At 68.8% G+C, this 11,698-nt stretch carries 12 protein-coding genes; 6 read left to right on the top strand and 6 right to left on the bottom strand.

Translation table 11 applies throughout. The features are described from left to right. Window positions 1–42: 42 nt before the first annotated feature. Together ACFFIO_RS04760 and ligM are read left to right on the top strand one after the other, a co-directional pair. Window positions 43–879: an SDR family NAD(P)-dependent oxidoreductase gene (locus ACFFIO_RS04760; RefSeq protein WP_378040434.1), complete on the top strand. Its 837-nt coding sequence runs from the start codon at window positions 43–45 to the stop codon at window positions 877–879. A gap of 119 nt (window positions 880–998) precedes the next feature. Then, entirely contained in the window at window positions 999–2,411 is a 1,413-nt protein-coding gene (gene ligM / locus ACFFIO_RS04755) for a vanillate/3-O-methylgallate O-demethylase (protein WP_378040433.1), read from the top strand. Between the two features lie 129 nt (window positions 2,412–2,540). On the opposite strand, the gene ACFFIO_RS04750 is transcribed toward ligM, so the two are convergent. Both ACFFIO_RS04750 and ACFFIO_RS04745 read right to left on the bottom strand, forming a co-directional pair. Beyond that, window positions 2,541–3,326 (bottom strand): IclR family transcriptional regulator, encoded by a 786-nt coding sequence (locus ACFFIO_RS04750; protein ID WP_378040432.1) that lies wholly within the window; start codon window positions 3,324–3,326, stop codon window positions 2,541–2,543. 101 nt (window positions 3,327–3,427) lie between these two features. After that, complete coding sequence (locus ACFFIO_RS04745; RefSeq protein WP_378040431.1) at window positions 3,428–4,279, bottom strand: IclR family transcriptional regulator; 852 nt, start codon at window positions 4,277–4,279, stop codon at window positions 3,428–3,430. 168 nt (window positions 4,280–4,447) lie between these two features. On the opposite strand from ACFFIO_RS04745, the gene ACFFIO_RS04740 reads away from it, so the two are divergent. The 3 genes from ACFFIO_RS04740 (at window position 4,448) to ACFFIO_RS04730 (ending at window position 6,833) form a co-directional block, all read left to right on the top strand. After that, window positions 4,448–5,386 (top strand): SDR family NAD(P)-dependent oxidoreductase, encoded by a 939-nt coding sequence (locus ACFFIO_RS04740; protein WP_378040430.1) that lies wholly within the window; start codon window positions 4,448–4,450, stop codon window positions 5,384–5,386. Window positions 5,387–5,509: 123 nt separating this feature from the next. Beyond that, the gene (locus ACFFIO_RS04735; protein WP_378040429.1) at window positions 5,510–5,977 is read left to right on the top strand and encodes a MarR family winged helix-turn-helix transcriptional regulator; all 468 of its coding nucleotides are present in this window, start codon (window positions 5,510–5,512) and stop codon (window positions 5,975–5,977) included. Window positions 5,978–5,993: 16 nt separating this feature from the next. Beyond that, window positions 5,994–6,833: an SDR family oxidoreductase gene (locus ACFFIO_RS04730; RefSeq protein WP_378040428.1), complete on the top strand. Its 840-nt coding sequence runs from the start codon at window positions 5,994–5,996 to the stop codon at window positions 6,831–6,833. An 81-nt stretch (window positions 6,834–6,914) separates the two neighbouring features. On the opposite strand, the gene ACFFIO_RS04725 is transcribed toward ACFFIO_RS04730, so the two are convergent. From ACFFIO_RS04725 to ACFFIO_RS04710, 4 genes are read right to left on the bottom strand one after another with little or no spacing between them, the layout of a single operon-like run. Beyond that, entirely contained in the window at window positions 6,915–7,826 is a 912-nt protein-coding gene (locus tag ACFFIO_RS04725) for an SDR family NAD(P)-dependent oxidoreductase (protein ID WP_378040427.1), read from the bottom strand. A gap of 41 nt (window positions 7,827–7,867) precedes the next feature. Further along, window positions 7,868–8,812, bottom strand: a complete 945-nt coding sequence (locus ACFFIO_RS04720) for an amidohydrolase family protein (protein WP_378040426.1) — start codon at window positions 8,810–8,812, stop codon at window positions 7,868–7,870. Continuing rightward, window positions 8,809–9,474: a 3-oxoacid CoA-transferase subunit B gene (locus ACFFIO_RS04715; protein WP_378040425.1), complete on the bottom strand. Its 666-nt coding sequence runs from the start codon at window positions 9,472–9,474 to the stop codon at window positions 8,809–8,811. The genes ACFFIO_RS04720 and ACFFIO_RS04715 overlap by 4 nt, the downstream gene beginning before the upstream one ends. An 8-nt stretch (window positions 9,475–9,482) precedes the next feature. Then, the gene (locus ACFFIO_RS04710; RefSeq protein WP_378040504.1) at window positions 9,483–10,235 is read right to left on the bottom strand and encodes a CoA transferase subunit A; all 753 of its coding nucleotides are present in this window, start codon (window positions 10,233–10,235) and stop codon (window positions 9,483–9,485) included. 357 nt (window positions 10,236–10,592) lie between these two features. On the opposite strand from ACFFIO_RS04710, the gene ACFFIO_RS04705 reads away from it, so the two are divergent. Continuing rightward, window positions 10,593–11,696 (top strand): NDMA-dependent alcohol dehydrogenase, encoded by a 1,104-nt coding sequence (locus ACFFIO_RS04705; RefSeq protein WP_159548723.1) that lies wholly within the window; start codon window positions 10,593–10,595, stop codon window positions 11,694–11,696. Window positions 11,697–11,698 lie beyond the last annotated feature (2 nt).

The raw sequence follows: 11,698 nt of genomic DNA, 5'->3' as shown, positions 1-11,698 counted from the left end.
CGATGGGCCTGTCCACAATCCCGCTTCCGGATGGAGATCCCCGTGGCAGACACCGCATTCCCCGCGCCCCTCACCGACGACCTGGCCAGCCCGCCGGACCGCTGGCTGGAGGGCAGGACGGCCGTGGTGGCCGGAGGCGGACTGTCCGGTCCTCTCGGCAACGTGGGCTTCGCCCTGGCCTGGCTCTACCATCTCGCCGGGGCGCGCGTGGCCGTCCTGGACCGGGACCGGCGGGCCGGGGACCGGACCGTCCAGTCGATCCGGGACGCCGGGGGAGAGGCTGAGGCCTTCGAGGTGGACCTGCTGGACCAGGAGTCCACGCGCCACGCGGTGGACGCCGCGCACGAGCACTTCGGCCGCCTCGACGTGGTGGCCACCACGATCGGCGGCGGCGGCGCCGTCAGCGTCTTCGAGGTGAGCGAGGAGGAGTGGGACCGCACCTTCGACCTCAACCTCAAGGCCGCCTGGCGGCTGATGGTCGCCGCGAGGCCCCACCTGACGCCCGGCAGCGCGATCGTCACCGTCTCCTCGGGGGCGGCCGAGGGGCGGGGTCCGGCCATGCCCTACTCCATCGCCAAGACGGGGATCGAGAAGCTCTCCGTGGGCGCCGCCGCGTCGCTGGCCCCGGAGGGGATCCGGGTCAACTGCATCCGCGTCGGCATGATCTGGGGTGCCTTCGCCGCCCGGGGCATGAGCGAGGAGCAGCGGGAGGTGCGCCGGCAGAACGTGGCGCTGCAGACCGAGGGCTCACCCTGGGACATCGCCTCCGCGGCGGTGTTCCTGTCCACCGACCAGGCCCGGTGGATCTCCGGCCAGGTGCTGGCCGTGGACGGCGGCGGCTTCGCCATGCGGAACGTCGGCGCGGCCGGTTCGAAGTAAATCCCGCGGCAATTCCCGCGTCGTGGGTGTTGCCTGCATCACAGATTCATACCTATGCTCATAGGTATTAGGTTTCGCCGCACGTGCAGTCGTGCACCCAACATGCAGGAGAGTCAGTGATGCCGGAGCAGAAGTCGTTGCAGCAGTCCCTGGACGCCGCCGGGAGTCCCGTCCAAATGATGCGGAACTCGAAGGTGGGTGCCTACGTCTACCCGGTGGTGGCGCCCGAGTTCACCAACTGGCGGGACGAGGTCATCGCCTGGCGCGAGTCCGCCGTCATGTTCGATCAGACCCACCACATGGACAACCTGATCATCAAGGGCCCGGACGCCAAGAAGCTCGTCTCCTACACCGCGATCAACTCGCTGGAGAACTTCCCCGTCAACCGCGCCAAGCAGTTTGTCCCGGTCACCCCGGCCGGCCATGTCATCGGTGACGGGATCCTGTTCCACGAGGACCAGGACCAGTACACCTACGTGGGCCGCGCCCCCGCCACCAACTGGCTGAAGTTCCATGCCGAGACCGGTGGCTATGACGTCGAGCTGATCGAGGACCGGCGCTCGCCGTCGCGGCCCATGGGCAAGGCGGTGTCCCGAGAGTACTGGCGCCTGCAGATCCAGGGCCCCAAGGCCTGGGACGTCATCGAGAAGGTCAACGGCGGTCCGGTGGAGCAGCTGAAATTCTTCCACATGGACACCATGAACGTGGCCGGCACCCAGGTGCGGACCCTGCGGCACGGCATGGCCGGCGCGCCCGGTCTCGAGCTGTGGGGCGACTACCAGGACTATGACAGGATCCGTGAGGCCATCATGGAGGCCGGTGCCGAATTCGGCCTCGCCGCCGTCGGCGCCCGGGCCTACTCCTCGAACACCCTGGAGTCCGGCTGGATACCGTCCCCGCTGCCGGCCATCTACTCCGGCGGCGGCATGCTCGCGGACTACCGGGCCTGGCTCGGCGCCGACTCCTACGAGGCCAACAATGCCATCGCCGGCTCCTTCGTCTCAGACAACATCGAGGACTACTACACGACCCCGTGGGAGCTGGGCTACGGCAACTTCATCAAGTTCGACCACGACTTCATCGGACGCGAGGCGCTCGAGAAGGTCGACGCCTCCACCCAGCGCCACAAGGTCACCCTCGCCTGGGACGACCAGGACATGGCCACCATCCACGCCTCGATGTACGGCAAGGGCGAGATCGGCTACAAATTCTTCGATCTGCCCAACGCCAACTACGGCTCCTCGAACTTCGACTCCGTGGTGGACGGCTCCGGCAAGGTCGTGGGCCTGTCCATGTTCACCGGCTACTCGGCGAACGAGCGCACCGCGCTCTCCCTGGCCGTCGTCGACCCGTCCGTGCAGGTGGGGGACCGGCTGAAGGTCGTCTGGGGCGAGCCCGACGGCGGCTCCGGCAAGACCACGGTGGAGCGTCACCGCCAGATCGAGGTCAACGTGACCGTCTCCCCGGTGCCGTACTCCTCCGAGGTGCGGGACAACTACGAGGGCTCCTGGCGCAAGGCCGGTCAGGTCTGAGCTGAATCGTCGTTGAGCGGGTTCGGGCCGGTGTGGGCCTGACTCGTAGGACCCACTTCCTGCCGGCAGCACTGAGGCCGTACCTCCATCGAACCATCGAGGGAGGTGCGGCCTCAGTGCTGGTGCGGGTCAGGCCGTGCGCAGACTGTCTTCGGGTAACGCTTCCTCGGGTCCATTGAGGGCGCGGGAGATCCTCTGTGCGGTGGAGACCAGCGGGGGGATGAGCTGGTGCGGGGTGAAGCGGTCCTTCGGTGCCGTGATGCCGACAGAGGCCACGGGGTGGCCGTGTGGTCCGACGATCGGGGCGGCCAGGGCGATCACTCCGAGGGCGATCTGGTCATAGGCAACAGCGACGCCGCGCTGCCGGACCTCGGCCAGCAACAGCCGGAGCCGGTTCGGGTCCGTGTCGGTGTGGGGCGAGTAGGCCGCGAGCGGTTGGCGCAGCAGGTCGTCGAGTTCCTCGGGGGGCAGGGCGGCCAGCAGAACACGGCCGGTGGCCGTGGCGTGCATGGGCCAGCGCCCGCCGAAGCGGCTGGTGACCGGGGCTCCGCCCGGTGCCAGCATTGACTCCAGGTAGAGCACGTCCTGCTGAACGGACACCGAGAGGTGGATGTTGGTGTTGGTCGCGTGGTGCAGGCTGTGGAGATAGGGGTGGGCCAGCTGCTTCAGGCGCAGGCGGTGCCCGGCGAGTGAGCCGAGTTCCAGGACTTTGAGGCCGATGGTGTAATCGCCGTCAGGCTGGCGGTGGAGGGCCCCCCATGCGGTGAGTTCGCCGACGAGGCGATGGGTGGTGGGGAGGGTCAGCCCTGAGCGTCGTGCGATCGAACTCAGGGTCTGGCTGTCATGCCGGTCGGTGAAGGTGTCCAGGATGGCCAGGACGCGACCAGCGGCGGTGGGTTTGGTCGGAGATGCCAAGACGACTCCTTTGGCGTGATCTGGATCACATCAGTCTAAGGATGGATCCACTATAGGGATAGGTATCACTTGCGTCGACCGGAGGGTGACGGCGGGTGTACTCAGACCGCGAAGGGCTGGACTGCGGACCCGGGGGCGCCCGGCGGCGAGATCCCCGAGGAGGCCGAACCCAGGGCCCGGGACAGGGCGCGCGCCGTGGCGTTCAGCGCCGGCAGGACCTGGTGCACGGTCCGTGATCCGTCGATTTTCAGCGTGACGCTGAGGGCGGCCACCACCCGCTCGCTGGGCCCGCGGACGGGCACCCCGACGGCGAACGTGCCGAGGGTGATCGTCTCCGTCAACACGGCCACCCCGGTGCGGTGCACCTCTGCCAGCATCCGGCGCAGGGTGTCCGGATCGGTGATGGTGTGGTCCGTGTAGCGCTTCAGCGGGCTGGCCAGCACGTCCTGGCGGACGGCTGCTGGCGCGGAAGCCAGCAGGACCATGCCCGTGGCGGTGGTGTGCAGGGGCCAACGCCCACCGAGCCGGCTGAGCACGTGGGCGCCCGAGTGCCGTTGCAGCGACTCCACGTACACCACGTCATGGCCGTCCCGGACGGAGAGGTGTACGTTGGCCCGGACCGCAGTCTGGAGGTCCGCAAGGTAGGCCGGGGCCACGTCCCGCAGTTGCAGCATCTGCGGCTCGAGGCTGCCCAGTTCCAGCACCCGCAGTCCGACGGCGTACCGTCCCTCCGCGGTCCGCTCGAGTGCACCCCAGTCCCGGAGTTCGCCGACGAGTCGATGCGCCGTGCTCAAGGTCAGGTCCGCGCGGCGGCTGATCTCGCTCAAGGTCAATTCGAGATGGTCCTGGTCGAAGACGTCCAGGACGGACAGGACGCGGCCCGCGGCCGTGCGATGGTCCTCGGCGGCGAGGGCCTCGTGCAGGGCGGGGTGGTCCCCGGTTGATGGGGGCATCGAGTGGACTCCTCCCGGGATGTGATGTTCCTCACCATGGTGGGACATCTCCGGACGAGCGGTCCCTGGCTTCCATCGGGCGGAAGCCGTCGGTGCCGGTCCGGGCCGTCTTCCACGGGAAGGAATCCGGGCTGTGGGCCGCGGGCGATGCACCTAGATTCGCTGACCATGACCGACGAGCACCACACACCACAGCGCCAGGATCCCGCGGGGCAGACGGACGAGGCCTCAGCGGGCGCGGGCGGTTCGCTCCGGCCCCTGGCCGGACAGGTCGCCCTGATCACCGGTTGTGGCAAACCGGATGGCATGGGGCAGGGGATCGCCAGGGCGGTGGCCTCCCGGGGCGCATCGCTCGTCATCACGGACCGCGAGCCCCGCGGAGTCGCCAACGACCGCCAGCGGATGCTCGGGCAGGTTCCGCCCAGTGGCCTGGACGAGTTCGCGGACCAGCTGCGCCGGGAGGGCGTGGATGTGGTCACCGCCCTGGGGGACATCTCTCAGCGGGCCGACGTCGCCGGGATCCTGCAGACCGTGCAGGACCGCTTCGGGCGGCTGGACATCCTGGTGAACAACGCGGCGGCCCCGCAGGGCCCGGACCGCCGGGACATCGAAGAGGTGCCGGACGAGGCCTTCGACCTGCTGATCGACGTCAATGTTCGTGGCACCTACGCCATGTGCCGAGCAGCCGTACCGCTCATGCGGACCGCACGCTACGGGCGGATCGTTAACATCTCCTCCATGGCCGGGCTCTCCGCGGCGCCGTTCTCCGTGGCCTACTCCGCCTCCAAAGCCGCGGTGATCGGCCTGACGCGCGCCCTGTCCATGGACGTGGGACCGTGGGGGATCACGGTCAACGCGGTCTGCCCCGGTCTCGTGGCCACCAGCCGGGCCATCCTGGACCCCTCCGCGGATCTTGATGTGGACTCCACGCTGGCGCAGCGCGGCCGGAACATCCCGGTCGGCAGGGTGGGCCAACCGGCGGATATCGGCGAGCTCGTCTCCTTCCTGGTCTCGCCGGGCGCCGGGTACGTCACCGGCCAGGCCATTCCCGTGGACGGCGGCGGCCTGACCCCCTTTCCGCTCCGCCAGCCACCCTCTGACACCTGATCACCGTGATCATCAGGGCCGCTCCCGACTCCGGACGGTCGACGATGCAGCTCTCGCAGTCGCGCACCACAGCCTGGCCCACATAGTTGCCTCAAGCAACTAAATGGGCGTAGGGTGCGGACCATGGACACCGAGGACCTGGACCTGCATCGCAGCACCCTCCGCGCGCTGACCAGGCTCATGTCGCAATGGTCATCGCTCGAGCTGCAACGGAAGATCACCGCCGACTGTGGTGTCTCCCTGGACCCGGTCTCGGTGCGCGCCCTCTACGGCCTCGGCACCGCCGGCGGCACCTCCCGCCCCAGCGCCCTGGCCGACGAGCTGCACCTCACCCGGCCCTCCACCTCAAAGCTCATCGCGCGCCTCGTCGACGCGGGCCTGGTGGACCGCCACCCTGACGAGTCCGACGGCCGCTCCGTGCAGCTGGAGCTGACCGAGGAGGGCCACCGGACCTTCGAGACGCTCTTCGACGCCGGCGTCGACATGCTCGCCACCTCCACCGCCGGCTGGGACACAGCCGACCTGCGGGCCCTGGCCACCCTGCTCACCCGCTTCACCGGTGGAACCACCACCGACCGACCCACTCTCTGATCGAAAGGCCACCACCATGTCCCGCACCTACGTCATCACCGGCGCCGCCTCCGGCATCGGCAAAGTCACCGCCGAGATCCTTCGCGAGCGCGGGGAGACCGTCATCGGCGTCGACCTGAAGGGCGTCGAAGTCGCCGGCGATCTCTCGAGCCACGAGGGCCGCCGCGCGGCTGCCGGGGAGGCAGTGCAGCTCGCCGGGGGAACCGTCGACGCCGTGATCCCGTGCGCCGGCCTCTCCGTGATGAAACCCGTGACCGTCGCGGTGAACTTCTTCGGCATGGCCGAGTTCCTCGAGGCGCTGCTGCCCGCTCTGGGTAGGTCCGAGGCGCCGCGCGTCGCCCTGGTCTCCTCCATGGCCTCGCTGCAGCCCGTCTCCACCGCTCTGGTCGACGCCATGCTCGCCGGTGACGAGGAGCAGGCCCTGTCGATCGCGGGCTCGCTCGCAGACGCGTCGCCCGAGTCGAACCCCATCTATCCGTCGTCGAAGCGCGCCATCTCCCGCTGGGTGCGCCGAGAGGCTCCCACCACGGCGTGGGGCGGCGCCGGCATCCCGCTGAACGCGGTCGCGCCCGGCACCGTTGTCACACCGATGACCAAGGACCTGCTGGCCAGCGAGCAGGGCCGTGCCATGACCGACGCCTACGTGCCGATGCCACTGAACTCCCATCAAGGTGCGGAGAGCATCGCGCACCTGCTGATCTGGCTGACCTCCGTGGAGAACACCCACTGCACGGGCCAGACCATCTACTGTGACGGCGGCGCTGACGCCGTGCTGCGCGGCGACGACGTGTGGTCCTGGAACGACGAGGCCATGGCCCGGAAATTCCAGGAGATCGGGGCGCGCCTGCGGGGCTGACATCGCGCCTGCGCGGTTCCGCCGAGGACGAGCGCTTCGGTCGTCCGACCGGCGGCTGCCGTCCCGATCGGACCCTCGGGACTACCGGGTCGGCGCGTGCTCCGGTGCCGGTTTCCGGCGCTCCTGGTCATAGACGGGTGAGGACAGCAGGAACGGGATGGCGGCCTTCCGTTCCTCGTGCAGCGGCTCGTCGGGGAAGGACTCCTCGATCGCGCGGTGACGTTGCACCACCCCGGCCTTGAACTCGGGGTGCGTGAGGATGAACATGTCACCGCGGCGGACCCCCTCGAGGACCCTCTCGCCGGCCTCCTCCGCACTCATGTACGGCTGCGTCAGCTGGAAGGCGGTGGCCTCCGGGCCGGGGGCGGTATATCCGGAGGCGCCGTACTCGGCAGGCCGTTTGGCCACCGAGGAGGCGATGTTCGAATGAGTGGGCCCGGGGCAGTAGGCCGAGACGCCGATGCCCTCGGCCAGCAACTCGATGTGCAGGGCCTCGGACAGGGCGATGATCGCGGCCTTTGACATCGAGTAGAGACCGGCCACCACTGGCATCAGCCCTGCCATGGACGAGGTGTTCACGATGTGCCCGCCGTGGCCATGCCGGCGGATGGCCGGCAGGAAGGCCTGGATGCCGTGGGCCACGCCCTTGATGTTCACGTCGATCAACCAATCCCAGTCGGCGGGAGTGGCGTCCGAGACAGCTCCGGTCAGGCCGATCCCGGCATTGTTGACCAGCAGGTCCACGCGTCCCTGTTCGGCCTCGATGCGCTGAGCCGCCTGCTGCATGGCGGCCAGGTCCGTCACGTCCACCTGGAGGGTGGCGACCTCGAGGCCCCGAGCGGAGAACTCCGCCTGGGTCTCGGCCACATGGTCCGTGCTGCGTCCGGTGACGTAGACGGTCATGCCCGCACGGGCGCAGGCGAGGGCGATACCGCGGCCGATGCCGCTGCTACCGCCGGTGATGACGGCAACGCGACCGGTGAGTTCTTGCATGGGAGATCCTCTCGATGGTGCCGGAGGTGCCGGCTGGCAGTTCAGGGGGTGGACGGTGAGCCGGGCGCAGTGGCGGTGCCGGGCAGTTGGAGCAGCCGGGCGGCATTCTCCCGGAGGATCAAGGGCCTCACGGAGTCCCGCAGGGGCAGCTGCTCGAAGGCCTCCATCCACCGCTCCGGGGTGATGACCGGGAAGTCCGAGCCGAACAGCACCTTGTGCTTGAGCAGGGTGTCTGCATACTGCACCAGTTGTGGCGGGAAGTACTTGGGGGACCAGCCGGAGAGGTCGATGTAGACCCGCGGCTTGTGGAGGGCGATGGACAGGGCCTCGTCCTGCCACGGGAAGGACGGGTGGGCCATGATGATGTCCATGTCCGGGAAGTCCGCCGCCACATCGTCGATGGCCAGCGGGTGGGAGTACTTCAGCCGCACTCCGCCCCCACCGCGGGAGCCGGCGCCCACCCCGGTCTGTCCCGTGTGGAACAGCGAGATCAGGCCGAACTCCTCGATCACCTCGTACAGGGGGTAGGCCGACCGGTCGTCGGGGCAGAACCCCTGGACGCCGGGATGGAACTTGAAGCCGCGCACACCGTAGTCGCGAGCAAGGATCCGTGCCTCCCGCACGCCGGCCGCGCCTCGGGCCGGGTCGATGCTGGCGAACGGCACCAGTACGTCCGGATGCTCGGCTACCAGTTCGGCGATCTCGCGGTTCCCCGGAACGGGCTCGTCACCGGTGGCGGAGATCGAGTCCACGGTGAAGACGACGGCGGCCATGCGGCGCTCGCGGTAGTAGGCGGCGAGCTCGGGGACCGTGTATCCGTGCATCGTGCCGATCCCGAAGTACTCGCCCATCTGCTCGCCGGACTCGACCGGGCCGGCGTCGTCCTTCACCGAACGATGGACGTGGACGTGGACGTCGATCGCGGCCAGGTCCTGCCACTGCTGCAGGGACGGCGCACCGGCGTCCGGAGGGGACCCGGTGCTCATGCCGGGACTGCCTCGACGTAGTCGGCCTCGGTCTGCAGCCGGACGTCCTCCGGGGTGACGCCGGGGGCGCACTCGACGAGCGTCAGCACCCCGTCGATCAGGTGGAAGACCGCCAGGTCCGTGTAGACACGGGTGACGACGCCGCGGCCGGTCAGCGGGAAGGTGCACTCCTGGACGAGCTTGGACTGACCTTTGCGGTCCACATGCTCCATGCAGACCCAGACCTGAGGGGTCCCGGCCACGAGGTCCATGGCACCGCCTACGGCGGGGTTGCGGCCCGGGACGTACCAATTGGCCAGGTCACCGGTCTCGGACACCTGCAGTGCGCCCAGGATGGTCACGTCCAGGTGGCCGCCGCGGATGATCGCGAAGGACGTGGCCGAGTCCACGATGGCCCCGCCGGGGATCATGCTGGTCGGCTGCTTCCCGGCGTTGGTCAGGTCCGGATCCTCGGTGCCGGGCTCGGGTGCGGGTCCGAGACCCAGGATCCCGTTCTCGGACTGGAGGAAGATCTCCCGGTCCGCGGGAATGTGCTGGGGCACCGCCAGCGGGATGCCCACCCCGAGGTTGACGGTGTATCCGTCCACCAGGTCCGCGGCCAGACGCTGGGCGATCTCGTCCCGCGTGCGCCCGGTGATCCGGGGCGATTCGGTTTTGGTCATGGACATGGTCAGCCCTTCTGGAGCGAGGCGGCCCGCCGGGGCAGGTCGGCCGGGATGGGTGCTGCAGTCATCACCACGTGGTCCACGAAGACCCCGGGGAGGTGGATGTCGTCCGGGTCCAGCGACCCGGTGTCCACCAGCCGTTCGACCTCCACGAAGGTCGTCCGCCCGGACATGGCTGCCAGCGGATTGAAGTTGCGGGCGGAGAGGTGGAAGCGGAGGTTGCCCTTGGGATCGGCCTGCTGCGCCTTGACCAGGCCGAAGTCCGCCCTGATGCCGTACTCGAGGACGTGGGCCCGTCCGTCGAACACCCGTTCCTCCTTCGCCGGCAACAGGTCGCCCGGGGTCCCCCCGGAATAGGAGGCCGGGAACGTCCCGTCCGAGAGCATGGTCTCCGCACCGGAGGGCGTGAAGAAGGCGGCGATGCCGGCGCCACCGGCCCGCATGCGCTCCGCCAGGGTGCCCTGCGGGATCAGCTCCAGCTCAACGCGGCCCGCGAAGTACTCGTCGTAGAACTCGGGCAGCACGGGGAAGGACCCGGTCAGTCGGCGGACCCGGCCCTCCATGACGAGCCGGCCGATGCCCGTGAAATCGTCACCCACGTTGTTGACGTAGAGGTGCAGGTCCTTCTTGCCGAGGTCGGACAGGGCGTTGAGCAGGGCGTCCGGGCGCCCGGAACTGCCGAAGCCGCCGACGGCGATCGAGGCACCGTCCCAGACAGCATCCAGGTGCTCGTGGAGATCGGTGCGGAACTTGTTCATCACGGTGCGTCCTACTTCTCTTCAGGTTCTCGAGAGGGGAGGCCGGGTCTGGGGCCGGCAGGTGGTGGCATCGACCGGTGATGGTCCGGTCATGCAGTAGTCAATCCCCACTGGCCCCTGGGGTCATCCCGGTTTCCACGCGGTAGAAGACGGAGGCCCGGCGGGGCCCTGCGGGCTGGGATTGTGACCCTGATCACGGTGAATCCTTCCATGCGGCGGAAAGCCCGTGGCAGCGTGCCGGCGGACGGAGCACCGTGGAGGCAGCTGCACCACCGGTGTCTGAATCCGGTGATGCGCCCACCTCACCCGCCGGCGCCTCGTCCTCGGCGCCACCTGCCAGAAAGGGACCCCTTGAGCATGAAGACTCGTGCGGTCGTATGCCGCGAACCCGGAACGCCCTGGGAAGTCACCGAACTCGACCTCGACGAACCGAAGGCCAACGAGGTCCGCATCAAGATGATGGCCGCGGGAATGTGCCATTCGGACGACCACATCCAGAAGGGTGATGCCGCCATGCGCATGCCCGTGGTGGGCGGGCATGAAGGTGCCGGCATCATCGATGCGGTGGGCGAGGGCGTGACCCGCGTGCAGGTGGGAGACCACGTGGTGTGCTCCTTCATCCCGGCCTGTGGCTCCTGCCGCTACTGCTCCACGGGTCACCAGAACCTGTGTGATTCCGGGAAGAACGCCGCCACCGGAGAATTCCCGGACGGTACCTTCCGCTTCCACCAGGACGGCGTGGACTTCGGCGGCCTCTGTGTGCTGGGGACCTTCTCCCAGCACACGGTGGTCTCCGAGTACTCCGTGATCCCTATCCCGAAGGACCTCCCCTTCGACGTCGCCTGCCTGGTGGGCTGCGGAGTCCCCACAGGATGGGGTTCGGCCGTCCACGCCGCCGGCGTCCAGGTCGGGCAGACCGCGGTCATCTTCGGCGCCGGCGGGGTCGGCATGAACGCCGTCCAGGGTGCGGCCATGTCCGGCGCCAATCGCGTGGTGGTGGTGGACCCGGTGGAGTTCAAGCGGGACAAGGCCCTCGAGTTCGGGGCCACCCAGGTGTTCGCCACGGCGCAGGAGGCCACGGACTTCGTCATCGAGGCCACCTGGGGTGAACTGGCCGACCACGCCATCATCACGGTCGGCAGCCTGCATGACCAGGTCATCCATGACGCCATCAACATCGTCGGCAAATCCGGCCAGGTGACCATCACCGCCGTCGGCAACGGGTCCATCAAGGAGCACCCGGGTGCCCTGATCGGCTTCCAACGCCGGATCCAGGGCGCCATCTTCGGAGGCTGCAACCCCCTGCATGACGTGCCCCGCCTGGTCAGCATGTACCAGAACGGCAAGCTCAAGCTCGACGAGCTGATCACCAACCGATACTCCATGGCCCAGGTGAACGAGGGCTACCAGGACATGCTCGACGGCAAGAACATCCGCGGCATCATCACCATCGACCACTGAGC

The sequence above is a fragment of the Citricoccus parietis genome (assembly GCF_042433045.1).
Classification (GTDB): domain Bacteria; phylum Actinomycetota; class Actinomycetes; order Actinomycetales; family Micrococcaceae; genus Citricoccus; species Citricoccus parietis.
The sequence above is the reverse complement of the archived record's forward strand: the minus strand, read 5'-3'. Positions and strand labels throughout refer to the sequence as shown.

Excerpts from the sequence above, each read along its gene's own strand:
- ligM (WP_378040433.1), top strand. The coding sequence starts at position 999 with ATGCCGGAGCAGAAGTCGTTGCAGCAGTCCCTGGACGCCGCCGGGAGT.
- ACFFIO_RS04745 (WP_378040431.1), bottom strand. The coding sequence starts at position 4,279 with ATGCCCCCATCAACCGGGGACCACCCCGCCCTGCACGAGGCCCTCGCC.
- ACFFIO_RS04740 (WP_378040430.1), top strand. The coding sequence starts at position 4,448 with ATGACCGACGAGCACCACACACCACAGCGCCAGGATCCCGCGGGGCAG.
- ACFFIO_RS04735 (WP_378040429.1), top strand. The coding sequence starts at position 5,510 with ATGGACACCGAGGACCTGGACCTGCATCGCAGCACCCTCCGCGCGCTG.
- ACFFIO_RS04730 (WP_378040428.1), top strand. The coding sequence starts at position 5,994 with ATGTCCCGCACCTACGTCATCACCGGCGCCGCCTCCGGCATCGGCAAA.
- ACFFIO_RS04725 (WP_378040427.1), bottom strand. The coding sequence starts at position 7,826 with ATGCAAGAACTCACCGGTCGCGTTGCCGTCATCACCGGCGGTAGCAGC.
- ACFFIO_RS04720 (WP_378040426.1), bottom strand. The coding sequence starts at position 8,812 with ATGAGCACCGGGTCCCCTCCGGACGCCGGTGCGCCGTCCCTGCAGCAG.
- ACFFIO_RS04715 (WP_378040425.1), bottom strand. The coding sequence starts at position 9,474 with ATGACCAAAACCGAATCGCCCCGGATCACCGGGCGCACGCGGGACGAG.
- ACFFIO_RS04710 (WP_378040504.1), bottom strand. The coding sequence starts at position 10,235 with ATGAACAAGTTCCGCACCGATCTCCACGAGCACCTGGATGCTGTCTGG.
- ACFFIO_RS04705 (WP_159548723.1), top strand. The coding sequence starts at position 10,593 with ATGAAGACTCGTGCGGTCGTATGCCGCGAACCCGGAACGCCCTGGGAA.